General features: G+C 75.1%; 4 protein-coding genes and 1 pseudogene. All 5 read left to right on the forward strand.

Features of this window, described 5'->3' with window-relative positions; translation table 11 throughout:
- Nucleotides 1–9: 9 nt before the first annotated feature.
- Nucleotides 10–11,238 carry an SDR family NAD(P)-dependent oxidoreductase gene (locus tag ACWGIG_RS04325; protein WP_453319982.1) on the forward strand — a complete coding sequence of 3,743 codons (11,229 nt, stop codon included), beginning with the start codon at nucleotides 10–12 and terminating at the stop codon, nucleotides 11,236–11,238.
- 140 nt (nucleotides 11,239–11,378) lie between these two features.
- A pseudogene (locus ACWGIG_RS04330) lies at nucleotides 11,379–21,344 on the forward strand (SDR family NAD(P)-dependent oxidoreductase); the annotation flags it as partial.
- Entirely contained in the window at nucleotides 21,341–22,477 is a 1,137-nt protein-coding gene (locus tag ACWGIG_RS04335) for a cytochrome P450 (protein WP_453319983.1), read from the forward strand. The pseudogene ACWGIG_RS04330 and the gene ACWGIG_RS04335, both read left to right, overlap by 4 nt.
- A 9-nt stretch (nucleotides 22,478–22,486) precedes the next feature.
- Entirely contained in the window at nucleotides 22,487–23,761 is a 1,275-nt protein-coding gene (locus ACWGIG_RS04340; protein ID WP_453319984.1) for an activator-dependent family glycosyltransferase, read from the forward strand.
- Nucleotides 23,762–23,954: 193 nt separating this feature from the next.
- Complete coding sequence (locus ACWGIG_RS04345) at nucleotides 23,955–26,390, forward strand: glycoside hydrolase family 3 C-terminal domain-containing protein (protein WP_453319985.1); 2,436 nt, start codon at nucleotides 23,955–23,957, stop codon at nucleotides 26,388–26,390.
- The last annotated feature ends 38 nt before the right edge of the window (nucleotides 26,391–26,428 follow it).

Below are 26,428 nucleotides of genomic sequence, written 5' to 3' on the forward strand. Positions count from 1 at the left end.
AGCAACACGATGACGGACAACGACAAGGTCACTTCCTATCTGCGCCGCGCGACCCTGGACCTGCGCGCGGCCCGCCGGCGCATCCACGAGCTGGAGTCCGACCCGGTCGCGATCGTCGGCACGGCCTGCCGGCTGCCCGGCGGGATCGACACCCCCCAGGCCTTCTGGGACGTCCTGGCGGCCGGCGAGGAACGGCTGTCCGCCTTCCCGGACGACCGGGGCTGGGACCTGACGGGCCTCTACCACCCCGACCCCGACCACCCCGGCACGACGTACGTGCGCAAGGGGGGGTTCCTGGAGCGTGCGGGGGAGTTCGACGCCGCCTTCTTCGGCATATCCCCGCGCGAGGCCGCCGCGATGGACCCGCAGCAGCGCCTCCTGCTGGAGACCTGCTGGGAACTGGCCGAGAACGCCGGGGTCGACCCGCACGGCCTGCGTGGCACGCAGACCGGCGTGTTCCTCGGCGTCGCCCGGCACGGCTACGGCGACACGGGCGGCCCCGCCGAGGACACGGAGGGCTACGCGGTGACGGGCGTCGCGCCGTCCGTCGCGTCCGGCCGGATCGCCTACACCCTCGGGCTCGAAGGGCCCGCCATCACGCTGGACACCGCCTGCTCCTCCTCCCTCGTGGCGCTGCACCTCGCGGTGGCGTCGCTGCGCAGGGGCGAGTGCGAAGCGGCGATCGTGGGCGGTGCCGCCGTGATGGCGGGACCCGAGGTGTTCATCGACTTCGCGCGCCAGCGCGCCCTCGCGACCGACGGCCGCTCCAAGGCGTTCGGCGCGACGGCGGACGGCTTCGGCTTCGGCGAGGGTGTCGCGGTGCTCCTCCTGGAGCGCCTGTCGGACGCACGGCGGCTCGGCCACACCGTGCACGCCGTCGTCCGGGGCACCGGCATCAACCAGGACGGTGCCAGCAACGGCCTGTCCGCACCTAGCAGGGCGGCCCAGCGCAAGGTCATCGAGCAGGCGCTGGCCAACGCGGGCCTGGCACCCGGCGACGTGGACGCGGTCGAGGCGCACGGCACCGGCACCACCCTCGGCGACCCGATCGAGGCGCACGCCCTGCTCGACACGTACGGCCAACGCCGCGGCGCCGGACGGCCGTTGTGGCTGGGCTCCGCGAAGTCGAACATCGGCCACACCCAGGGCGCCGCCGGCGCGGTCGGCATCCTCAAGATGGTGCTCGCCCTCCAGCACGAGCGGCTGCCCAGGACCCTGCACGCGGACGAGCCCTCGCCGCACGTCGACTGGTCGTCGGGCGCGGTCGCCCTGCTGGCCGACGCGCAGGACTGGCCGCGCGGCGAGCGGCCCAGGTACGCCGCCGTGTCGGCGTTCGGCATCAGCGGCACCAACGCCCACGTCGTCCTGGGAGAGGCCCCCGAGCCCCAGGAGACCGACGACACCGAAACGCCCCGGCAGCCCCGGGAATCCCAGGGCGCCGAGCAGTTCCCGGTGCCGCTGGTCGTCTCCGCGCGGACCGAACAGGCCCTGCGCGCCCAGGCGGAACGGCTGTCCGCCGTCGTCGCCGACGAGAGCGTCCCGCTGTCCGGTCTCGGCCGCACGCTGGCCACGGCCAGGGCCAGGCACGAGCACCGCGCGGTGGTCCTGGCAGGATCCAGGGAAGCCGCCCTGCTGGGGATGGGCGAAGTGGCGGCAGGCCGCGCGCGCGTCGGGGGAACCGTCGAATCGGGCACGCGCTCCGCCGTGTTCCTCTTCCCCGGCCAGGGCTCGCAGTGGGCCGGCATGGGCGCCGACCTGCTGGAGTGGTCCCCGGTCTTCGCCGGGTCGATCCGGGCCTGCGACGAGGCGATGGCCCCCTGGCAGGACTGGTCGGTGGCCGCGGTGCTCCGCCAGGAGCCCGGCGCCCCCGGGCTCGACCGCGTCGACGTGGTGCAGCCCGCGCTGTTCGCGGTGATGGTGTCGCTGGCCGCCCTCTGGCGCTCGTACGGTGTGGAACCCGCGGCGGTGGCCGGGCACTCGCAGGGCGAGATCGCCGCGGCGTACGTCGCCGGAATACTCACCCTCGAAGACGCCGCCCGGCTCGTGGTCCTGCGCAGCCGCCTGCTGCGGTCGCTGGCAGGACAGGGCGCGATGGCGGCCGTGGCGCTCGACGAGGCCGCCGTACGGGACCTGCTCGGGCCGTACGGGGACGCCGTCGAGGTGGCCGCGGTCAACGGCCCCGCATCCGTCGTCGTCTCCGGTGTCCCCCAGGCCGTGCTGGCCTTCGTGGCGGCCTGCACCGAGCGGGGGGTCCGGGCCAGGATCATCGAGGTGGACTACGCCTCGCACTCCGCGCAGATGGAGCAGGTACGTGAGGAACTCGCCCGTGCGACAGGGGACTTGAGCCCCTCCCGTGCGCGGATCCCCTTCTGGTCGACGGTGAAGGGACGCCCGGTGGAGGGCGAGGAGCTGGACGCCGGCTACTGGTACCGCAACCTGCGAGAGCCGGTGCGCCTGCACGACGTCGTGGGGCTCCTCGCCGACGCGCACCACGACGCCTTCCTGGAGATCAGCCCGCACCCCGTGCTGGCCGCGACGGTGCAGGAGACGCTCGACGCGCGGGGCCTGGAGCCGGGCGAGGCCGTGTCCCTCGGCACCCTGCGGCGCACCGCCCCCGGCCCGGAGTCCTTCCTCACCTCCGTGGCGCACGCCCACGTCGCGGGCGTCGACGTGCGCTGGCAGAGCGCCTTCCCCGGCGCGCGGCGCGTCCCGCTGCCCACCTACCCCTTCCAGCGCAAGCACTACTGGACGGCCGCCGCCGCACCCGTCCGCGCCGCAGGTGACGTGACGTACCGCGTGGCGTGGAAACCGCTGCCCGCCACGGAACCGGCCGACCCGCGGGGGACCTGGCTGGTCGTCACCCCGGCCGCCGCCCCCGCCTGGGCCGCGCCGCTGGTGGGCGCGTGGCGCGAGAGCGGCGCCACGCCGCTGGAATGCGTCCTGGCCCCCGGCCTGGACCGGGCCGGGGCCGCCGCGGCCGTCACCGCCGCCACGGCGGGAACCACCGGACTGCGGGGTGTGGTGTCGCTGCTCGCGGCCGACGGGTCGGACCACCGCGGCCTGGCGGGCGTGCCCGCCGGTGCGGTCGCCACCCTGACGCTCCTTCAGGCCCTCGGCGACGCGGGCGTCGAAGCGCCGTTGTGGTGCCTCACCCAGGGGGCCGTCCGGACGCCGGGCGACGGCAATGCCACCTCCGGCGACGGCAATGCCACGTCCGGCGACGGCCGCGCCGGGTCGTTCGCGCAGTCCGCCGTGCACGGCCTGGGCCGGGTCGCGGGGCTGGAGCTCGGGCGGCGCTGGGGCGGCGTGCTGGACCTGCCGCAGGGCGCCCCGGACGCGTTCCTGCTCGCCCGGGTGCCCGGCATCCTGGCGGGCGCCCACGCCGCGGAGGACCAACTCGCCCTGCGCGCCGACGACTTGTACGGGCGACGGCTGGTGCGTGCGCACCTGCCGGCCGCCGCCGCCGGGCCGGACCTGCGCCCGGACCGGACCGTGCTCGTCACGGGAGCGGACAGCCCGATCGGCGAACGGCTCGCCCGGTGGGCGGCCGACGGCGGCGCGGCCCACCTCGTCCTGGCGGGCGGGGCGGGCGAGGACCTGCTGAGCACGCTGCGCGCCGGCACGACGACGGTCACCTGCTGCGCGACGGACGAGGACTCCCTCAGGGCGGCCGTCGAGGCCGCCCCGTACCCCGTCCGCACCGTCCTGCACGCCGCGACCCGCCTGGAGTTCGGGCCCGTCCTGGAGACGGACCCGGAGGAGTTCGCCGCTGTCGTGCACGCCAAGACAGGACCGGCCCTGGCCCTCGCCGCGGTCCTCGAAGGACAGCCGGTGGAGCAGGAGATCCACTGCTCGTCCGTGGCCGGTGTCTGGGGCGGCGCGGGCATGGCCGGATACGCGGCCGGAAGCGCCTGGCTCGACGCCTTCGCCGCACACCGGCGGGACCTGGGCCACCCGAGCACCGCCGTGGCCTGGAGCCCGTGGGCCCTGCCCGCCACCTCCGGCCTGCCCGCCACCTCCGGCACGTCTGCCACCTCCGGCACGTCTGCCACCTCCGGCACGCCCGATGCCTCCGGCGCTCCCGGCGCCGTCGCGCAGCCGGTGGCGGGGCGCGGGCTGCGCGGTCTGACGGCCGGGCGCGCCCTGACGGCCCTGCGGTCCGTACTGGACTCGGGCGAGAGCTCCGTCGCGGTGTCCGACGTGGACTGGCCCGCCTTCGCCGCGGGCTACGGCGCGGTGCGGCCGACCGCGCTGTTCGACGAGATCGCCGAGGCGCGCCCGGCGGCGGAGCCCACGGCGGCGCCCGCCGAGCCGGCCGGCGGCCCGTCCACCGCACTCGCCGCCCGGCTCTCGGGCCTGTCGCAGGCGGAACAGGAGAACCTCCTCGCCACCCTGGTCGGCGAGGCCACCGCGGCGGTGCTCGGGCACGACGGCGCGCAGGACGTCAACGGACGGCGGGCGTTCACCGAACTGGGCCTGGACTCGCTGGGCACGGTGCAGTTGCGCAAGCGGCTCGCCGCGGACACCGGCCTGAGCCTGCCCGCCTCCCTGGTCTTCGACCACCCGACCATCACCCGCCTCGCCCGCCACCTGCGGTCCCTGCTGGCCGCCGGCCCCCGCCCGGAGAGCACCGCCGTGGTGGCCGCCGCCGCACCGGGCACCGCGCAGGAGCCGATCGCCGTCATCGGCATGGGCTGCCGCTTCCCCGGCGGCATCGGCTCGCCCGACCAGCTGTGGCGGGCCGTCGCCGAAGGCCAGGACCTCACGAGCGGGCTGCCCCAGGACCGCGGCTGGGACCTGCGGGCGCTCTGCCACCCCGACCCGGACCACCCCGGCACCAGCTACGCCGACCGCGGCGGGTTCCTCACCGACGCGGCGGGCTTCGACGCGGAGTTCTTCGGCATCACACCCCGCGAGGCCCTCGCGATGGACCCGCAGCAGCGGCTGATGCTGGAGACCGCCTGGGAGGCCGTGGAACACGGCGGCATCGACCCGGACCTGCTCAGAGGCAGTCGGGTGGGTGTCTTCGTCGGCTCCAACGGCCAGTCGTACATGCCGCTCCTGGAGAGCGAGGCCGCCCGGGTCGAGGGCTACCAGGGGCTCGGCAACTCGGCCAGCGTGCTCTCGGGGCGCCTCGCCTACGTCTTCGGCTGGCAGGGCCCGGCGATCACGGTGGACACGGCGTGCTCCTCGTCCCTGGTGGGCATCCACCTGGCGATGCGGGCGCTGCGGGGCGGCGAGTGCTCCATGGCGCTGGCGGGCGGGGTCACCGTGATCTCCGACCCCTATACGTTCGTGGACTTCAGCAGGCAGCGCGGCCTGGCGGCCGACGGGCGGTCCAAGCCGTTCTCGGCGCAGGCGGACGGCTTCGGCCTCGCCGAGGGAGCGGGCGCGCTGCTCCTCGAACCGCTCTCGGCTGCCCTGGCGGCGGGCCACCCGGTCCTCGCCGTGCTGCGGGGCAGCGCGGTCAACCAGGACGGCGCGAGCAACGGGCTCGCCGCACCGAACGGCCCGGCCCAGGAAGAAGTGATCCGGCAGGCGCTCGCCGACGCCCGGCTGTCGGCGGCCGACATCGACGTGGTGGAGGCGCACGGCACCGGCACCAGGCTCGGCGACCCGATCGAGGCCGGTGCGCTGCTGGCCACCTACGGGGCGGACCGCGAACGGCCGCTCGCGCTGGGCTCGGTGAAGTCCAACATCGGCCACACCCAGGCCGCCGCCGGTGTCGCCGGAGTGATCAAGACGGTCCTCGCGATGCGCCACGGCGTCGTCCCGCGCAGCCTGCACGCGGAGGAACTCTCCCCCGAGATCGACTGGCGGACCGGGACGATCCGGGTCCAGCGGGAGAACGAGAACTGGCCGCGCGGCCCGCGCGTGCGCCGGGCAGGGGTCTCGGCGTTCGGCGTCAGCGGGACCAATGCCCACCTCGTACTGGAAGAGGCCCCCGCCCCCCTCGTACGGGAAGAGGCCCCGGGCGGTCCCGTACGGGAAGAAGCTCGCGGCGGCCTCGTACCGGAAGAGGCCCCTGCCCCCCTCGTACGGGAAGAAGCCCCCACGGCCCCCGACGAAGCTCCCGCGGGCAGCGGGCTCCGGGCGGGCGCCGTGCCCCTTTCGCTGTCCGCCCGTACGCACGGCGCGGTCGGCGCGCAGGCGCGGGCGCTGGCCGGACTGCTGCGCACCTCCCCGCAGACCTCCCTCGCCGACGCCGCGCGCACGCTGGAGGCCGGCCGGACCCGCTTCGACATCAGGGCCGCGGTCCTCGCCGACGACCGGGAGACGCTGTGCGCCGCACTCGACGCCCTGGCAGCGGGCGAGGCAGGTGCCGACGTGGTGGCGCCGCGCACGGCGACCGGCCGCAGGGCCGTCTTCGTCTTCCCCGGCCAGGGCTCGCAGTGGACCGGCATGGCCGTCGACCTGCTGGACCGGTCGGAGGTCTTCGCCGCGTCCATGGCGGACTGTGCGCGGGCGCTCGCCCCGTACACCGACTGGGACCTGAAGGACACGCTGCGCGGCGACGGGCCCCCGGACGCCTTCGAGCGGCCCGACGTCCTCCAGCCCCTGCTGTTCGCGGTGATGGTGTCGCTGGCCCGGCTGTGGCGGGCCCACGGGGTCGAACCGGCCGCCGTGGTCGGCCACTCGCAGGGCGAGATCGCCGCCGCCTGCGTCGCGGGCGCCCTCACCCTCGACACCGCGGCGCGGGTCGTGGCACTGCGCAGCAAGGTGCTGTGCGAGCTGAACGGGCAGGGCGGCATGGCCTCCGTCACGGCCACGCCCGACGCACTGGAGGCGGCGCTGGCGCCGTGGGAGGGCCGCCTGAGCGTGGCCGCGGTGAACGGGCCGCGTTCCCTCGTCGTCGCGGGCCAGGCCGCCGCCCTGGAGGAGTTCCTCCTCTCGCCGCAGGCCGCGGGGATGTCCCCGCGGCGCATCGCGGTGGGCTACGGCTCCCACTCCCCGCAGGTGGAACAGGTCGAACGGCGGCTCGCCGACGAACTGGGCACCGTCGGGGCGCAGTCCGCCGCCGTGCCCTTCTGCTCGACCGTCACCGGCGCCCCGCTGGACACCGCCGGGCTCGACGCCGCGTACTGGTACCGCAATCTGCGCGGGACGGTCCGCCTCGACGAGGCCGTACGGCACCTGATGGAACAGGGCTTCGACACCTTCATCGAGGTGAGCCCGCACCCGGTGCTGCTCCCCGGCATCGAGCAGAGCGCCGAGGACGCGGGCCGCGAAGGCGTCGTCACCCTCGCCTCCCTGCGCCGCGACCGCCCCGGGGCACGCACCTTCCTGCGCAACCTGCTGGAGGCCCGCGCCGACGGCCTGCCCGTCGACCTCGGGCCGGCCCTGGGAGCCGGCGGCACGGCACACCTGCCGACCTATCCCTTCGAGCACACCCGCTACTGGCCGCGCCCGCGCCGCACCCGCAGCGACGCGGGAGCGGCGGGCATGGACCCGGTGGCCCACCCCGTGCTGTCCACGGCACTGGGGACGACCGACGGCGGACACGTCCTGACCGGGCGGATCGCGCGCGACGAGCAGCCGTGGCTGGCCGACCACGCCGTCGGCGGGAAGACCCTGTACCCCGGCAGCGCACTGGTCGACCTGGCACTGACGGCCGGCCGGCACGCGGGCACGCCCGCCCTGGACGAACTGGTGCTCTCGGCCCCGCTCGTGCTCGGTCCCGAGACCGCCGTGCGCGTGACGGTCGGGGCCCCCGCACCCCACGGCACCCGCACGGTGGACGTCCACGCCCGCGACCCGCACACCCCCGACGCACCCTGGACCCGGCACGCGACCGGTCTCCTCTGCGAGGCCACGCCGCCGCAGGCCACGCCGTCGGCCTGGCCGCCGCCGGGCGCACTGCCCCTCGACCTGGACGCCGCCTACGCGCGCCTGGCCGACCGGGGCTACGCCTACGGTCCGGCCTTCCGGGCGCTGCGCGCCGCCTGGCAGCGCGGCGAAGAGGTGTTCGCCGAGGCCGAACTCCCCGCAGCCGCACGGGCGGACGGGGCCGCGGGAGCGGCCGGATCCGCAGGGGCGGACGGAGCCGCCGACGAGAACGGCGACGAGGGCTACCTGCTGCACCCCGTCCTGCTCGACGCGGCGGCGCAGACCCTCGGCCTGAGCGCCCTGGCGGGCCGGGAAGGGGCGTTCCTCCCCTTCTCCTGGGCCGGGACCACGCTGTACGCGTCCGGGGCCACCACCATCCGCGTGTCGGCGGCCCCCGCCGACGGCGACGCGATGAGCCTGTCGGTGACCGATCCGGCGGGAGCGCCGGTCGCCCGGGTGAACGCCCTGACCGTACGCCCGGCCGACGGCACGCCGCTCCCCGGCGACGCGGAGGAATCCGGTGCCGACGACCTCTACCAGCTGTCCTGGCGGCCGGGCCCCGAGCGCGGCGGCACGGCCCTGCACGGCGTGACCGTCGGCGGCCTGCCGGGCCCCGGCAAGGACTACCCGGACCTGGCGGCACTGGCCGCCGCGGTGGCGGCGGGCGAGCCGGAACCCGACGCCGTGTACGTGCACTGCCGTCCGTGGCGGGCGGCGGACCCCACCGGGTCCGTCCACGAGAGCGTGCTGCACGCGGCGGGACTCGTCCGCGAGTGGCTCGACGCGCCGGAGCGGACCGGCCGCCTGGTCCTCCTCACCCGGCACGCCGTGAGCACCACGGGCGCCGACGCGGCGGCGGACCCCGCGCAGGCCGCGGTCTGGGGGCTGGTCCGCTCCGCCCAGGCCGAGTCGCCGGGGAACTTCGTCCTGCTCGACCTCGCCGACGGCGACGCCACCGACCTCGCCAGGTTCCCCGCCCTGCTCGACCACCCGCAGCTGGCGCTGCGCGGCGACCTCGCGCTCGTACCGAGGCTGTCGTCCACCCGCGCCACCGCGGCCCTGCTGCCGCCCCGGTCGCCCGCCCGGCTGGAGCCCCACGGCGACTCCCTGGACGCCGTCGCGTTCACGGCGGCGCCGGACGCCGGACGGCAGCCGGGACCCGGCGAGGTACGGGTCGAACTCCGGGCCACCGGCGTGAACTTCCGCGACGTCCTCGTCGCCCTCGGCATGTACCCCGGCGCCGCCGTCATGGGCACCGAGGGCGCCGGGGTCGTCACCGCCACCGGCCCGGACGTCACGGGCTTCGCGGTGGGCGACAGGGTCATGGGCCTGTTCGAGGGCGCCTTCGGGCCGGTTGCGGTCACCGACCACCGGCTCCTCGTCCCCGTCCCGCAGGGGTGGAGCACCACCGAGGCCGCCGCCCTGCCCATCGCCTTCACCACCGCCCACTACGCGCTGCACGACCTCGCCGGTCTGCGGCCGGGCCAGCGGGTCCTGGTGCACGCCGCCGCCACCGGCGTCGGCCTGGCCGCGGCCCGCCTGGCCCGGCTGGCCGGGGCGGAGGTCTTCGCCACCGCCGGCCCCGCCAAGCAGCACGTCCTGCGCGGCATCGGGCTCGACGACGACCACATCGCCTCCTCCAGGGAAGCCGGGTTCGCCGAACGGTTCAGGCCCGTCAGCGGCGGCCGGGGCATGGACGTCGTGGTCAACTCGCTGACCGGTGCGCTGCTCGACGAATCGGCCGAACTCCTCGCCGAGGGCGGCGCGTTCGTCGAGATGGGCAAGACCGACCCCCGCGAACCCGAACGGTTCCACGGCCGCTATCTGCCCTTCGACCTCGCCGAAGCGGGCCCCGACCGGCTCGGCGCGATCCTGGCCGAGATCGCCGCCCTGGTGGCCGACGGGACGCTCGGGCGCCTGCCGGTGACGGCCTGGCCGCTCCAGCGCGCCACGGCCGCCCTCCAGCACATGAGCACGGGGCGGCACACAGGGAAGCTGGTGCTCGTCCAGCCGGCGCCGCTCGACCCGGACGGCACCGTGCTCGTCACCGGCGGCACGGGCACCCTGGCCCGGCTGGTCGCCCGCCACCTGGTGACCGAGCACGGCGTGCGCCACCTGCTGCTGCTCGGCCGCCGGGGCCCCGCCGCCCCGGGAGCGGCGGAGTTCGAGGCCGAACTGGGCGCGCTGGGCGCGCGGGTGACCACCCTCGCCTGCGACGTCTCCAGCCGCACCGAGCTCGCGGCCGTACTCGACGCCGTCCCGGACCGGCACCCGCTGACCGGCGTCGTGCACACCGCGGGGGTCCTCGCCGACGGCCTGGCCACCTCCGTACGGCCGGACGCGCTGGCCGACGTCCTGCGGCCGAAGGCCGACGCCGCATGGCACCTGCACGAACTCACCGGGGGCAGTGAGCTGAACTTCTTCGTCCTGTTCGGCTCGGGCGCCTCCGTACTGGCCGGTCCCGGCCAGGGCGCCTACGCGGCGGCCAACGCCGCCCTCGACGCGCTGGCCCGGTACCGGCAGGCGCGCGGACTGCCCGCGACGTCGCTCGGCTGGGGCCTGTGGGAGGAGGCCAGCGGGCTGACGGGCGCGCTGGAGGAACGGGACACCCGGCGGATGGCCCGCGCGGGCATGCTCCCCCTGCCGACCGCACGGGCACTGGCCCTGTTCGACCTCGCGATCCGGCGCGGCGACGCGGCCCTGTACCCCCTGGGCCTGGACACCTCCAGGCCGCAGGGCCCCGAAGGAGGGCCCGAGGTCCTGCGCGGGCTGCTGCACACGCCGTTGCGCAGGGCCGCCCGCGAACAGCCGGGCGGGGCGGGCGGGGAAGGGCTCGCCGCACGGCTGGTGTCGCTGCCGCGCCCCGACCGGCTCGCCGCCCTGACGGAGACCGTACGGGCCCAGGCCGCAGCCGTCGCCGGATACGACACGGCCGAATCGGTGCGCCCCGGGCGGCACTTCAAGGAGCTGGGCTTCGACTCCCTGGCCTCGGTCGAGCTGCGCAACCGCCTGGCGGCCGTGGTGGGCCTGCGGCTGCCGAGCACCCTCGTCTTCGACCACCCGACACCCGAGGCGGTCGCCGCCCACCTGGACACCAAGCTGTTCGCCGACGCCGGAGCGCCGGAGGGGGACCCGCGGCGGGACCCGCGGCGCCCGGGCGCCGTCGCCGCCCTGCACCTCGACGCGCTGGAAGCGGCGCTGGACGGCTGGCGGGACACAGCAGGGGACGCCACCGGGGACACCGCCGGTGAACGCAGGGCGATCGAGGCGCGGTTGACGGCCCTGCTCGGCAGGTGGAGCGCCACGGGCGGCGGGGGCGGGGACTCGCCCACGGCCGTCGACGACGTCGACGACGACGAACTGTTCGCACTTCTCGATCAGCGGTTCGGCAAGGAGAACGAGGGACGATGAGCGAGGACCGGGCGAACACGGACAACACGGCGAGTGCGGCGGGCAAGGAGAGCACGGAGGACAAGCTGCGCCGCTATCTGCGGCGGACGGCAGGGGACCTGGAGGCCGTCGGCGCACGGCTGCGCGAGAACGAGTACCGGGCGAACGAGCCGATCGCGGTCGTCGGCATGGGCTGCCGGTTCCCCGGCGGCATCGACAGCCCCGCCGCCCTGTGGGACTTCCTGAAGGCGGACGGCGACGCCGTCGGCGGCCCGCCCGCCGACCGGGGCTGGGACACCGCGGCCCTCGACGGCTGCAACGGCGGCTTCCTGCACGACGCCACCGGCTTCGACGCGGACTTCTTCGGCATCTCGCCGCGCGAGGCCCTGGCCATGGACCCGCAGCAGCGGCTCCTCCTGGAGGTCGCCTGGGAAGCGCTGGAGCGGGCCGGCTTCGACCCCTCGACGCTCGCCGGCACCGCCACCGGGGTCTTCGCCGGAGTCGGCGCCGTCGACTACGGGCCGCGCCCCGACGAGGCGTCGGCGGACGTCCTCGGCTACCTGGGTACGGGCACGGCCTCCAGCGTGGCCTCCGGCCGGGTGGCGTACACGCTCGGCCTCCAAGGTCCCGCGCTGACCGTGGACACCGCCTGCTCCTCCTCGCTCACCGCGACCCACCTGGCCATGCACTCGCTGCGCCGGGGCGAGTGCGCCACCGCGCTCGCGGGCGGCGTCACCGTCATGAGCACCCCCGGTGCGTTCACCGAGTTCCACAGCCAGGGCGGACTGGCCGCGGACGGCCGGTGCAAGCCCTTCGCCGAGGCCGCCGACGGCTTCGGCCTCGCCGAGGGCGTCGGCCTGCTCGTACTGCAGCGCCTGTCCACGGCGCGGCGCGAAGGCCGCCGGGTACTGGCCGTGCTGCGCGGTTCGGCCGTCAACCAGGACGGCGCCAGCAACGGCCTCACCGCCCCCAACGGACCTGCCCAGCAGCGGGTGATCCGGCAGGCGCTCGACGACGCCGGGCTCGGCCCCGCCGACGTCGACTACGTCGAGGCGCACGGCACCGGAACCTCCCTCGGCGACCCCGTCGAGGCCCACGCCCTGCTGGAGACCTACGGCGCCGGGCGCCCCGCGGACGCCCCGCTGTGGATCGCCTCGGTCAAGTCCAGCATCGGACACACCCAGGCCGCCGCAGGCGCCGCGGGCCTGATCAAGACGGTGCTCGCCCTCCAGCACGGCCACCTGCCGCGCCTCCTGCACCTCGACGCCCCCTCGTCGCGGATCGACTGGGACACGGGCGCGGTCGTCCCGCTCGCCGAGAGCAGGCCGTGGCCGCGCGGCACCCGGATCCGGCGCGCCGGAGTCTCCTCGTTCGGCATCAGCGGCACCAACGCGCACGTCCTCGTCGAGGAGGCCCCGGAGCCCGCTGCGGCCCCGGAGCCGGACGCCCCGGATTCCGACGCGGCTTCGGTGCCCGGCACGGCCCCGGAGTCCGCAAAGGCCCCGCAGCCCGACGCGGCTTCGGTGCCCGGCGTGGCCCTGCGGCCTTCGGCCGGCGGCCGGGAGGCCGACCCGTACCCGCTGCTGCTGTCCGGCCGGACCCAGGGCGCCCTGCGGGCCCAGGCCGAGCGGCTCGCAGCCCACCTGGAGCGGCCCGGCGCCGCCCCGCCGGCGGACATCGCCTTCACGCTCGCCACCCGGCGCACCCTGTTCGAGCACCGCGCCGTGGTCGTCGGCGACCGTACGCAAGCCCTGGCCGCCCTGCGCGCCGTGGCCCGGCAGGACCCGCACCCCCGAGCGGTCACCGGCACGGCCCGCCAGGGCCGGAAGGTCGCGATGGTCTTCCCCGGGCAGGGGTCGCAGTGGCAGTCGATGGCCGCCGGACTGCTGGTCTCCTCGCCGGTCTTCGCCCGCTCCCTGCACGACTGCGAGCAGGCGCTGGCCCCCTACGTCGACTGGTCGCTGACCGAGGTGATCGCCGACGGCGCGCCGCTGGAGCGCGTCGACGTGGTGCAGCCGGTCCTGTTCGCGGTGATGGTGTCGCTCGCGGCGCTGTGGCGTTCCTGTGGTGTGGAGCCTGCCGCGGTGATCGGGCACTCCCAGGGCGAGATCGCGGCGGCCTGCGTCGCCGGCGCCCTCTCGCTCCAGGACGCCGCGAAAGTCGTCGCGGTCCGCGCCAAGGCGCTGCGCTCCCTCTCCGGCACCGGCGGCATGGTCTCCCTGGCCCGCACCGAGGAGCAGGCCGAAGCCCTGCTCGCCCCCTACGGCGGCGCCCTGTCGGTCGCCTCCGTGAACGGCCCGGGCACGGTCGTGGTGGCCGGCCCCCGGGAGCACCTGGACACGCTGCTCGACGCCTGCGCGGCCGACGGCGTCCGGGCCCGGAACATCCCCGTGGACTACGCCTCCCACTCGGCCATGGTCGAACCGCTGCGCGAGGAGCTGACGGCGGCCCTGTCCGGCGTCGTCGCCCGGACGGCATCCGTGCCCCTGTACTCCACGACGGCGGGCGAGGAGATCGACACCGCCGTCATGGGCGGCGACTACTGGTTCCGCAACCTCCGCGAACAGGTGCGGTTCGAGACCGGGACGAGAGCGCTGGCGGAGGCGGGCTTCGACGCCTTCCTCGAAGTGAGCCCGCAGCCGGTCCTCGCCCCCGCCATCGAGGCGACCCTGGAGGCGGCCGGAGCCGACGCCGTGGTCCTGAGCACCCTGCGACGGGACGCGGGCGGCCCCGACCGGTTCCTCACGGCGCTCGCCGAGGCACATGTGTGCGGCGTACGGGTCGACTGGCGGGCCGTGACGCCGGACGCCGCCGTGGCCGAACTCCCCTGCTACCCCTTCCGGCACACCCCGTTCTGGCACACCGCGCCCGGCCGTCGCGCCGCACCCTCCGACGGGGGCCGGCGCTACCGGGTGGAGTGGCGGGAGGCCGCGTGGGACGCGGCCCCCCTCACCGGCCGCGTCCTGCTGATGACGGACCGTCATGTACCGGACGCCTGGCGGGACATGGTCCGCGAAGCCGTCGAACGCGCCGGCGCCACGGTCGCCGCCGTCGACTGCGGCGGCCTCGACCGCGCCGCGACGGCAGCCGCCCTGAACACCGCCGCCACCGCCGGGGAACAGCCGACGGCGGTGATCTCGCTGCTCGCCCTGGCCACCGAGGCATCCACATCCGCCGACGCCGACGCCGACGCATCCGCCGACGCCGATGCCGACTCCAACCCCGACGCCGACTCCAACGCCCCGCACCTGCCCGCGTGGCGGACCCTGCACCTGGTCCAGGCGCTGGGCGATGCCGGAGTCGAGGCACCGCTGTGGGTGCTGACCCGGCGCGCCGTGGCCGTCACGGACGAGGACGGCGAGCCGGACCCCGCCCAGACGGCGGTGTGCGGCCTCGGCCGGGTCGTCGGCCTGGAACACCCCACGCGCTGGGGCGGTTCGATCGACCTGCCCGAGCCGGACGAGGCCCTCGGCGTCCAGTTGACGGCGGTCCTCGCCCGGCCACGGGACGAGGACCAGGTGGCGCTCCGCGCGACCGGGCCCAGGGTCCCCCGGCTCGTACTCGCCCCGGCCGACGCACCCGCCGACAGCAGCACCCCCGCCGACGCACCCGGCCGGCCGCCGCGCGGCACGGTCCTGGTGACCGGCGGCACCGGCGGTATCGGCGCCCACGTCGCACGCCGCCTGGCGCGCGCGGGTGCCACGCACCTCGTCCTCACCAGCCGCAGCGGCCCCGAAGCCCCCGGCGCCGCCGAACTGGCCGCCGAACTGCGCGAGTCGGGCACCGGGGTGACCCTCGCCGCCTGCGACGTCACGGACCGGGACGCCCTGGCCGCGCTGCTCGCCGCCGAGCGGGAGGCGGGCCGCAGTGTCGACGCCGTCTTCCACACCGCGGGCGTACCGCAGTCCACACCGCTGGAGAGCATCACCGAGGAGGAGTTCGCGCACGTCACCGCCGCCAAGACCGCCGGGACGGTGCACCTCGACGCACTCTGCCCCGACGCGGACACCTTCGTACTGTTCTCCTCGAACGCCGGGGTGTGGGGCGCGACCCGGGCGGGCGCCTACGCGGCGGCCAACGCCTTCCTGGACGGCTTCGCACAACGACGCCGGCACCGCGGGCGGTCCGCGCTGTCCGTCGCATGGGGCCTGTGGGACGGCCCCGGCATGGCCGGCGACGCGGGCCAGGACTTCCTGCGCAGCCAGGGCGTACGGCCGATGCCGCCCGAGCAGGCCCTCGCCGAACTCGACACCTGCCTGGACCGCGACGAGGCCTGCGTCTGCGTCGCCGATCTCGACAGGCCCGCGTTCCTCGACCTCATGGGCGCCGCACGGCACCGCCCGCTGTTCGACGAGCTCGCACCCGCCGCGCCGTCCTCCGGAGCACCGGAGTCCGGAGCGGCGGAGCAGGAATCGCAGCAGGGCGGCCGTTCCCCGCTGTACGGGAAGCTGCTGCCGCTGTCGGCCCGCGAGCGCAGGGACCACCTGCTGCGCCTGGTACGGGCCGAGGCCGCCGCGGTGCTCGGACACCCGGACGCCGGGGCCGTCGACCAGGAGCGCGCCTTCCGGGACCTCGGCTTCGACTCCATGACCGCGGTGCAGCTGCGCAACAGGATCACCGCGGCGACCGGACTGCCCGAGGCGTCCACCCTCGTCTTCGACCGGCCCAGCGTCACCGCTCTCGCCGACTACCTGCTCGACCGGCTCTTCGGCTCCGAGCAGCCCTCCGCCGGAGCACCGGACCCGCGGTCCGTCGTCGGCAGCGCCGGGGACAGGGAAGGGGCCGGGGACGATCCGGTCGTGATCGTGGGCATGGCCTGCCGGTTCCCCGGCGGTGTCGAATCCCCGGAGGGGCTGTGGGAGTTCATCACCGAGGGCGGCGACGCCGTCTCGGAGCTCCCCGCCGACCGGGGCTGGGACCTCGACCGCCTGAGCGACACCGCGGCCGACGGCACGGCCGGCCCCCGCCACGGGTCCTTCCTCGACGGCGCGGGCGACTTCGATCCGGCGTTCTTCGGGATTTCGCCGCGCGAGGCGCTGGCGATGGACCCGCAGCAGCGGCAGGTCCTGGAGGTCGCCTGGGAGGCGCTGGAGAACTCCGGCATCGACCCGCGCGCGCTGCGCGGCAGCAGCACCGGCGTCTTCCTGGGCTCCGCCTACCAGGGCTACGGCCACGGCGTCGACGCCCCCGGGAACAGCGAGGGCTACCTCCTCACCGGCGGTTCACCCGCCGTCGCCTCGGGACGGGTGTCCTACGTACTGGGCCTGGAGGGGCCCGCGCTGACGGTGGACACGGCGTGTTCGTCGTCGCTGGTGGCGCTGCACCTGGCGGCCCGCTCGCTGCGGGACGGCGAGTCGACGCTCGCGGTCGCGGGCGGAGTCTCGGTGATGGCCGGGACCGAGGTGTTCGAGGAGTTCTCGCGACAGGGCGCCCTCGCCGCCGACGGACGCTGCAAGGCCTACTCCGAGCAGGCGGACGGCTTCGGCTTCGCCGAGGGCGTCGGTCTGGTCGTGCTGGAGCGGTTGTCGGATGCGCGGCGGCTTGGGCATGAGGTGCTGGCGGTGGTGCGGGGGAGTGCGGTGAATCAGGACGGGGCCAGTAATGGTCTGTCCGCGCCGAGTGGTCCGGCGCAGCAGCGGGTGATCCGTGGTGCGTTGGCGAATGCGGGTCTTTCTCCCTCCGATGTGGATGTGGTGGAGGGGCACGGGACGGGGACGGTGCTGGGTGATCCGATCGAGGCGCAGGCGCTGTTGGCGACGTACGGGCAGGAGCGTGAGGGTGAACTGCCGTTGTGGTTGGGGTCGTTGAAGTCGAACATCGGTCATGCGCAGGCGGCTGCGGGGGTGGCCGGTGTGATCAAGATGGTGCAGTCGTTGCGGCACGGTGCGGTTCCGGCGACGTTGCATGCGCAGGAGCCGTCGTCGCACGTGGACTGGTCGTCGGGTGCGGTGGAGGTGCTGCGTGAGGCGCGCGAGTGGCCGCAGGTGGATGGTCGTCCGCGTCGTGCGGGGGTGTCGGCGTTCGGGGTGAGTGGGACGAACGCGCACGTGATCGTCGAGGAGCCGCCTGCGACGGTGGTCCGCCCGGAGACGGCCTCGGTGGGTGTGCTGGAGGCCGCGGGTGTCGTGCCGCTGGTGCTGTCCGCACGTACGGAGAGTGCTCTGACCGCCCAATCCAGCCGCCTGGCAGCCCACCTGACGACCCGTCAGGACAGTCGGCTGCCGGAGGTCGCCCGCACCCTTGCCACCGGACGCACCCACCACAGGCAGCGGGTCGTCGTCCTCGCCGAGGACCACGGGACGGCCCGGGACCTTCTGCGGCGGTTCGAGGAAGGACTGCCGGCTCCCGGCCTCCTCACCGGTGTGGGCGGTGGGGGTCGTCGGGTGGTGTGGGTGTTCCCGGGTCAGGGTTCGCAGTGGGTCGGGATGGGGCGGGGGCTGCTCGAAGTCCCGGTGTTCGCCGAGGCGTTGGCGGAGTGTGATGCGGCGCTCGCGGGCGTGGCGGGCTTCTCCGTCGTGGACGTGGTCCGTGGTGTGGAGGGTGCTCCGTCGCTGGAGCGGGTGGAGGTGGTGCAGCCGGTCCTGTTCGCGGTGATGGTGTCGCTGGCGCGTTTGTGGCGGGCGTGCGGTGTCGAGCCGGACGCCGTGGTCGGACACTCCCAGGGCGAGATCGCGGCGGCGTACGTCGCGGGGGTTCTGTCGTTGGAGGACGCGGCGCGGGTGGTGGCCCTGCGGGCCCGCGCGCTGGCCGGCCTCACCGGCGACGGCTCCATGACGCACGTATCGCTGCCCGTGGAGCGCGTACGGGAACTCGTCGCCGACCCGGCGGAGCGCATCAGCGTCGCCGCGGTCAACTCCCCGGTGTCGGTCGTGGTGGCCGGTGACCTGGCAGCGCTGTCCGCGTTCGAGGAGCGCTGCGCCGCCGACGGAATCCGGACCCGGCGCGTCCCCGTCGACTACGCCTCGCACTCGCCCCACATGGAGCAGGTCCGCGAGCGCGTCCTCACCGACCTCGTGGACGTCACCCCGCGGCCGTCCACGACACCGCTCTACTCCACGCTGCACGGCGCACGCTGCGACACCACCGCCATGGACGCCGCGTACTGGTACGACAACCTCCGCTCCCAGGTCCGCTTCGACGAAGCGGTCGGCGCCGCCCTCGCGGACGGTTACGACACCTTCGTCGAAGTGAGCCCGCACCCCGTGCTCACGGCCGGTGTCCAGGAGACCGCCGAGCGGGCCGCGGCCGAGGTAGTGGTCCTGGGCAGCCTGCACCGGGACGAAGGCGAAGGACACTTCGTCCGCGAGCTCGCCCGCGCCCACGTGGCGGGCGTACCCGTCGACTGGCGGGCAGCCTTCGGGGACCTGCCGCTCGCGCACCTGCCCAACTACCCCTTCGAGCACCGGCGTTACTGGCTGACACCCGAGGTCCCCGACCGGGTGGGCGACTGGCGCCACCGCATCGCATGGCGGCCCGTCACCCTGACCGATGGCCCGCTGTCCGGGAACTTCCTGGTGATCGGTTCCGGCACGGGACCCCGGGAGGACGCCGTGGTCCGTGCCGTCGAGGAAGCCGGCGCCACCGTGCTCCGGCTCACGACGGACGCCGTCGCGGCGGGCCGCGAGGGCCTCGCGAAGGAGCTGAAGGAGCTGAAGGAGCTGCGGGAGTACGCCCCGGACGCCGCCGTCACCGCGGTGATCTCCCTCCTGGCCCTGGACACGCGGACGGACGCCCCGGAAGGCGAGCTGCGGGCCGTCACCGCCGGGCTCCTCCTCCACCAGGCGCTCGGCGACGCGGACATCGACGCGCCGCTGTGGCTGGTGACGAGCGGGGCCGTGGCGGTCGGCGAGGACGAGGCCGCCGACCCGGCGCAGGCCATGGTCTGGGGCATCGGACGCGTGATGGGCCTGGAGGCCCCCGAGCGCTGGGGCGGCCTGCTCGACCTGCCCGCGGACTTCGGAGCGTCCGCGGAGTCCGTGGAGCACGCGGAGTCCGTGGAGCACGCGGAGTCCGTGGAGCTCGCGGAGTCCGTGGAGCTCGCGGAGTCCACCGGGCCCTTCGTACGTCCGGAGCCCTTCGTACTGCCGGACCTCTTCACCGCCTGCCTGACGGGCGCGGGCGACGAGGACCAGCTCGCGCTGCGCGGGACCGGCTGCCACGCCCGACGCCTCGTCAAGGCCCCGCACCGGCAGGCCGCGACCCCGTGGCAGCCGGCCGGCACGGCCCTGGTCACGGGCGGTACCGGCATCCTCGGCGGCCACGTCGCCCGCCACCTCGCCCGCTCGGGGGCGGAGCACCTGGTGCTGGTCGCCAGGTCGGCGGGACGGACGCCGCGGGACGCCGCCCTGGCGGCCGAACTGACCGCCCTGGGCGCCCGGGTGACCTTCGAGGCCTGCGACGTCACCGACCGCGGCCGGCTGACGGAACTGGTCGGCCGACTGGCCGGGCAGGGCGAGCGGATCCGTACCGTCATGCACCTGGCGGGCGTCCCCGACGGACGGGCCGTGGCCGACCTCGGCCCGGACGAACTGGCGCGCGTGACCCGGGCGAAGACGGTCGGCGCCGCGCTCCTCGACGCACTCTGCCCCGACGCGGAGACGTTCGTGCTCTTCTCCTCCAACGCGGGTGTCTGGGGAAGCGGCCTGCTCGGTGCCTACGCCGCGGGCAACGCCTACCTCGACGCGCTGGCGCACCGGCGCCGGGCGCGGGGGCAGGCCGCGACGAGCATCGCCTGGGGAGCCTGGGCGGACGGCGGCATGGCCGACGCCGACCTGCCGGGACTGATCCGGCGCGGACTGCGCCCGATGGCCCCCGACAAGGCGCTGCGCGCCCTCCAACAGGCCCTGGACCAGCGGGACGTCTGCGTCTCGATCGCCGACGTCGACTGGAACCGGTTCGCCGTCGGCTTCACCGCCGCCCGCCCGCGCCCCCTCATCGAGGACCTGCCCGACCCCGCCCGGCAGGAGCCCGCCGCGACCGCCCAGGACGGGCCGGGACACGGCCCCACCTGGCGGGAGAAGCTGTCGGGACTCTCCGACGAGGAGGCCGGGGCGACGCTCGCCGACTGGGTCCGCGCGCAGGTGGCGGCGCTGCTCGGACACCAGGACCCGGACGCCGTGGGGGTGCACCAGCCCTTCACGGAGCTGGGTTTCGACTCCCTGACGGCGGTGGGGCTGCGCAACCTGCTGCAGGAGGCCACCGGCCTGTCCCTGCCCACCACCCTGGTGTTCGACCACCCCTCCGTCGCCGACGTCGCGGCCCACCTGCGGCGCCTGCTCGTGGCCGACGCACCGCACGCCCCGGCCGCCCCCGACGGCGGCATGCTCCGCGCCCTGTACCGCAGCTCCGTGCAGCAGGGGCGCTTCGACTCCTACCTGGAGCTGCTCGGCGAACTGTCCGACCACCGGGACCACTTCGAGAGCGCACAGGACCTGAGGGACCCGGTCGCGCTCGTGGACCTGGCGGAAGGACCGGGGGAGGTCCGCCTCATCGGCTGCGCGGGTACGGCGCCGGTGTCCGGGCCGCACGAATTCCTCCGCATCGCCGCCGCCCTCAGGGGCCGGCTGCCGGTGTCCGCACTGCCGCAGCCGGGCTACGAACCGGGCGAACAGCTGCCCGCTTCGCTGGCCGCGGCCCTCGGCGTCCAGGCGGACGCCGTACTCAAGGCCGCGGACGGCCCGTTCGTGCTCGTCGGACACTCCGCGGGCGCCCTGATGGCGTACGCCCTGGGGGCCGAACTCACCGACCGGGGCCGCCCGCCGCACGGCATCGTCCTGCTCGACGTCTACCCGCCGGGACAGCAGCAGGCGGTGCAGGACTGGCTCAGCGAACTCACCGACACGATGATCGGCCGCGACGGGGTGCGGATGGACGACACCCGGCTCACCGCCCTGGGCGCCTACCACCGGTTCACCCGCGCGTGGCAGCCGCGGGAGCTGGCCGTACCGACCCTGCTCGTCCGGGCCGGGGAGCCGCTGGGCCAGTGGCCCGACGGCCAGTCCTGGCAGTCCACCTGGCCGTTCCCGCACGACTGCGCGGACGTGCCGGGCAACCACTTCTCGATGGTGCGGGAGCACGCAGAAGCCGTCGCCGACCGCATCCACACATGGACAGGAAACCTGGCATGAGAACCACAGTTGGCACGAGGACCACGGCCGGCACCCCGGCCGGCACAAGAATCCCGGACCGCAGCCGGCTCGGCAGCCGGCTCCAGATGGCACAGGGCTGGTACTGGGCCTTCGGCGTGAACGGCGACCCGTACGCACGGCTGCTGTGCGGGCAGGACGACGAACCCGCCCGCTGGTACGAGGAGATACGCACCGCCTGCGCAGGCCCCTTCCGCAGCCGCACCGGCGCCTGGGTGGTGACCGGGTACGCCGCCGCCGCGCGGGTGCTGGACGGCGCCGGGTTCGCCCCGGGCACGGCGGAGACGGCCGAGGACTGGGCCCGGCCGTTCTGGGACGTGCCCATCGCCGCGGGCACGGCGCCCGCGGACGTGGCGGAACTGGCCGACGCGTACCGGGAGTCGCTGCCGGAGAAGGGCACCCGCTTCGATCTGGCCGCGGACCTCGCCCGCGAGGTGCCGCTCCGCGGCGCGAGCGCCCGATTGGGGGCGAAGGGCGAGGACGCGCACCGCGTCGCCGCCCTGCTGCGTACGGCAGGCACGGCGGCGGACGCCCGGCTGACCCCGCAGTCGCTCGCCGCGACCGAGGAGACCCTGGCCGCGCTGGCGGCCCTGCGCGAACAGGCGGGCCCCGACGGCGTCCTGGCGGCAGCCGCCTGCGAGGCGGCGGCCAACACGGTGTGCCACGCGGTGCTCGCCGTCCTGCGCACCCCGGGCCTGGCCGCCCGCCTCGCCGACGACCCGGACCTCGCGGAGCGGATCGTGGCGGAGACCCTGCGCACCGCGCCCCCCGTCCACCTGGAGAGCCGCCGCGCCACCGTCGCGCAGACCCTCGACGGCGCCGAACTCGCCGAGGGCGACGAGGTGGTGGTGGCCGTCGCCGCGGCCAACTCGGACCCGGAGGCGTTCGCCGCACCCGACCGCTTCGACGTGGACCGCACGGACGGGCCGCCGGCCCTGACGGTGGGCCGCGGCGACCAGGACGGCGGCGTGGCGGAGTTCGCCGCCGGGCACGCCGTCGCGGCCCTGCACGCCCTCGCCGGCGTGCTGCCCGGCACGGGGCAGGCGGGCCCCGTCGTCCACCGCCGCCGTTCGCCCGTACTGCGGGGCATCAGCCGATGCCCGGTCGAGATCTAAGGACTCACGATGCGCATCGTCTTCTCCGCCATGTCGAGCAAGACCCACTTCTACCCCCTGGTCCCGCTCGCCTGGGCCTGCCGGGCGGCCGGCCACGAGGTCCGGGTCGTCGGGACGCCGGGACTGACCGAGATCACCACCGCCGCCGGCCTGACGGCGGTGCCCGTGGGCGAGGACACCGACCTCGCCACGCACATGAGCGCGGTCGGTGAGGACATGATCAAGTACGTGCGGTCGCTGGACTTCGCCGACGAGGCCCTGGCGAGTGCGACCTGGGAGGACCTGCTGGGCATGCAGACCGCCCTCACCCCCAACCTCTTCGCGCTGATGACCCCCGACTCGCTGATCGACGGAATGGTCGACTTCTGCCGGTCCTGGAAGCCGGACCTGCTGATCTGGGAACCGCTGACCTTCGCGGCCCCGATCGCGGCCAAGGTGACGGGAGCGGCCCACGCCCGGCTGCTCTGGGGCCCCGACATCACCACGAAGGCCCGCCGCGCCTTCCTGGACCTGCGGGAGAGACAGGAGCCGGAGCACCGCGAGGATCCCTTCGCGGAGTGGGCCGGGTGGACCCTGGAGCGCCACGGGGTGAAGCCGGAGCCGGGCTTCGCCGAGGAGCTGGCGCGCGGCCAGTGGAGCATCGACCCCGTGCCGCCGGGCATGCGCCTCGACCTGGGCCTGTCCACCGTGGGCATGCGCTACGTCGACTACAACGGCCCCGCCGTCGTACCGGACTGGCTGCACGAGCCGCCCACCAGGCGCCGGGTCTGCCTCACGCTGGGCGTCTCGGGCCGCGACAACGGGGTGGAGGTGATCACCACCGAGGAGATCCTGGAGGCCGTCGCCGACATCGACGCCGAGTTCGTCGCCACGTTCGACGAGCACCAGCTGGAAGCCGTCCCGCACGTTCCCGACAACGTCCGCACGGTCGGCTTCGTGCCGATGCACGCCCTGCTGCCCACCTGCGACGCGGTCGCCCACCACGGCGGACCCGGCACCTGGCACACCGCGGCGATCCACGGGGTGCCGCAGGTCGTGCTGCCGGTCGGCTGGGACACGGCGGAGCGGGCCCGGCTGTCCGAGGAGGCCGGCATGGCCGTGTCGGTGCCGCTGGAGGAGCTGACGGCCGCCCGGTTCCGCGAAAGCGTCCTGCGCGTCCTGGAGGACCCGGCGCTCCGCGAGGGCGCGGCGCGCGTGCGCGAGGCGATCCTCGCCGAACCGGCGCCGACGGAGGTCGTCGGCGTGCTGGAGAGGATGACCGCCGCCCACCGCCGCAAGCCCTGACGAAAGCCCGGGCACAGGAGCCAGTGAAATCCCGGGAATTCGGCGGAAATGGCGACGACCGCCGCAATCTCTCAACTCCCTTGTGAACAACTGGAGTTCGAGTGGAACGCACTTGTCGGCGATTTGGTGATCTTGTTAGGGTCGCCGCGGATATAGGGAGACACCACATGCGGGGAATGCGGGGAAGAGGAAAATGAAACGACGAATATGGGTGCCCTCTGTATTCATTACGGTTCTCGCGCTCGTCAATCTGGGCGCGGCCCCCGCAGCCCCGAACCGCGAGGAGAGCCGCGCCGACCGTCTCGTCGCGCAGATGACGCTGGACGAGAAGCTCTCGTTCGTGCACTGGGACTACGACACGACGGACCCGACGGCCAAGATCTTCCTGCCCGGCGTGCCCCGCCTCGGCATTCCGAAGATGCGCGCCACCGACGGACCCGCGGGCGTGACGATCCACCGGCCTTCGGTGGCACTGCCCGCCCCGGTCGGCCTCGCCTCCTCCTTCGACGCGTCCCTCGCCGAGAAGTACGGCCAGGTGCTCGGCCGTGAGGGCCGCGCGTTCGGCCAGGACGTGCTCTTCGCCCCGATGGTGAACAACATCCGGGTGCCGCAGGCCGGGCGGAACTTCGAGACGTTCAGCGAGGACCCGCTCCTCACCGGACGCACGGCCGCCGGGGAGATCAAGGGCATCCAGAGCCAGGGCCTGATGGCGACGGTCAAGCACTACGCCGCCAACACCCAGGAGAACAACCGCATGGGTGTGGACGTCAAGGTGGACGAGCGCACCCTCCAGGAAATCGAACTCCCGGGCTTCGAGGCCGCCGTGAAGGCGGGCTCCGCCTCGGTGATGTGCGCCTACCCCAAGGTCAACGGCGAACCGGCCTGCGGCAACGGGAACCTGCTGAACGACATCCTCAGGGAGCAGCTGGGATTCCGGGGCTGGGTCACCTCCGACTGGATGGCCACGCAGAGCACGGACGCCCTCACCAAGGGCCTCGACCAGGAGCTGGGCATCGACGTGGGCGTCGCCATCCCGCCGGGCGGCGAGGTCCCCGGCGGCAAGTACTTCGGCGACACGCTCAAGAAGGCCGTCACGGACGGAACCGTTCCGGTGGCCGCCCTCGACCGGGCGGTGAGCCGGATCGTCGGACAGATGGGCCGCTTCGGCCTCCTGGACGAGAAGCAGCCGCCGCGGCCCGCCCGCGACGTCGCGGGCGGCACGAAGGTCGCCGAGGAAGTGGCCGAGTCCGGCGCGGTGCTGCTGCGCAACCAGGACCGGACGCTGCCGCTCGACGCCGCCGCCACCGACCGCCTCGCGGTGATCGGCCCGACGGCCAAGACCCCCAAGGTGACGGGCCTGGGCAGCTCCTACGTGATTCCCGACGCGGCCACCGCGCCGCTGGACGCCCTCGCCAAGAAGCTGGGCGCCGGCGCGCAGCTCTCGTACGCCGAGGGCGAGGACGTCGACGGCGAGAGCATCCCGGCGTCCGCGCTGGAACCGGCCTTCACCGGGGGCAAGGTCCTCGACCCCGCCGAGAACGGCGTCGTCTACGACGGCAGGCTCACCGTGGACAAGGCCGGCCTCTACCGCATCGCGGCCCGCGTCACCGGCGGCAACGGCGCCGTCCAGATCGACGGCGGCGAACCCATCAGCATCGGCGAGGTCTTCGGCAAGCTCACCAGCGTTCCGCTGAAGCTGACCGCGGGCACGCACACCGTCAAGATCACCGCCGGAGCGGTCGTCGACCAGCCGATGACCCTCGACCTGCGCTGGGTGACCCCGGCCATGGCACAGGCGGAGATCGACCGGGCCGTCGCCACCGCACGCGGGGCCTCGACCGCGGTGGTCTTCGCCTACGACGACGGGGCCGAGGGCAGCGACCGGGCCTCCCTGTCCCTGCCCGGCCGCCAGGACGAGCTGATCAAGGCCGTCGCGGCGGTGAACCCCCGTACGGTCGTCGTCCTGAACACGGGTTCGTCCGTCACCATGCCCTGGCTCGACAGCACCCGGGCGGTCCTCGACATGTGGTACCCCGGGCAGGCCGGCGCGGAGGCGACCGCCGACATCCTGTTCGGCGACGCCGAACCGGGCGGCCGGCTCTCCCAGACCTTCCCCACCTCCGAGCAGGCCACCCCGGTCGCGGGGGACCCCGAGCGCTACCCCGGCGTCGACGGCGTCGTGCGGCAGTCCGAGGGCATCCACACCGGATACCGGTGGTACGACCAGAAGGACGTCAAGCCGCTCTTCCCGTTCGGCTTCGGCCTGTCCTACACGTCCTTCGCGTACGAGAACCAGGCCGTCAAGCGCACCGCGGACGGCTTCGACGTCGACGTGACGGTGCGCAACACCGGCGCCAGGGCGGGCAGCGACGTGGTCCAGGTCTACCTCGGCCCCAGCCCGAAACTCCGGCTCGACCAGGCGGAGAAGGCCCTGGCCGGCTACCAGAAGGTGCACCTCGCAGCCGGGGAGTCCCGCCGCGTGCGCATCCACGTGGCCGAGCGCGCCCTCCAGTACTGGGACACGACGGCCGACGCCTGGAAGCTCGCCGGCGGCCGGCGCCCCGTCCTGGTCGGAGCCTCCTCCGGAGACATCCGGCTCAGCGCCACCGTCGCGGCCGACCGGCCGTGACGCCGCGGGTGCGGTCGCCCCGGACACCACCCCCGGGG

The sequence above is a fragment of the Streptomyces sp. NPDC054863 genome (assembly GCF_053610825.1).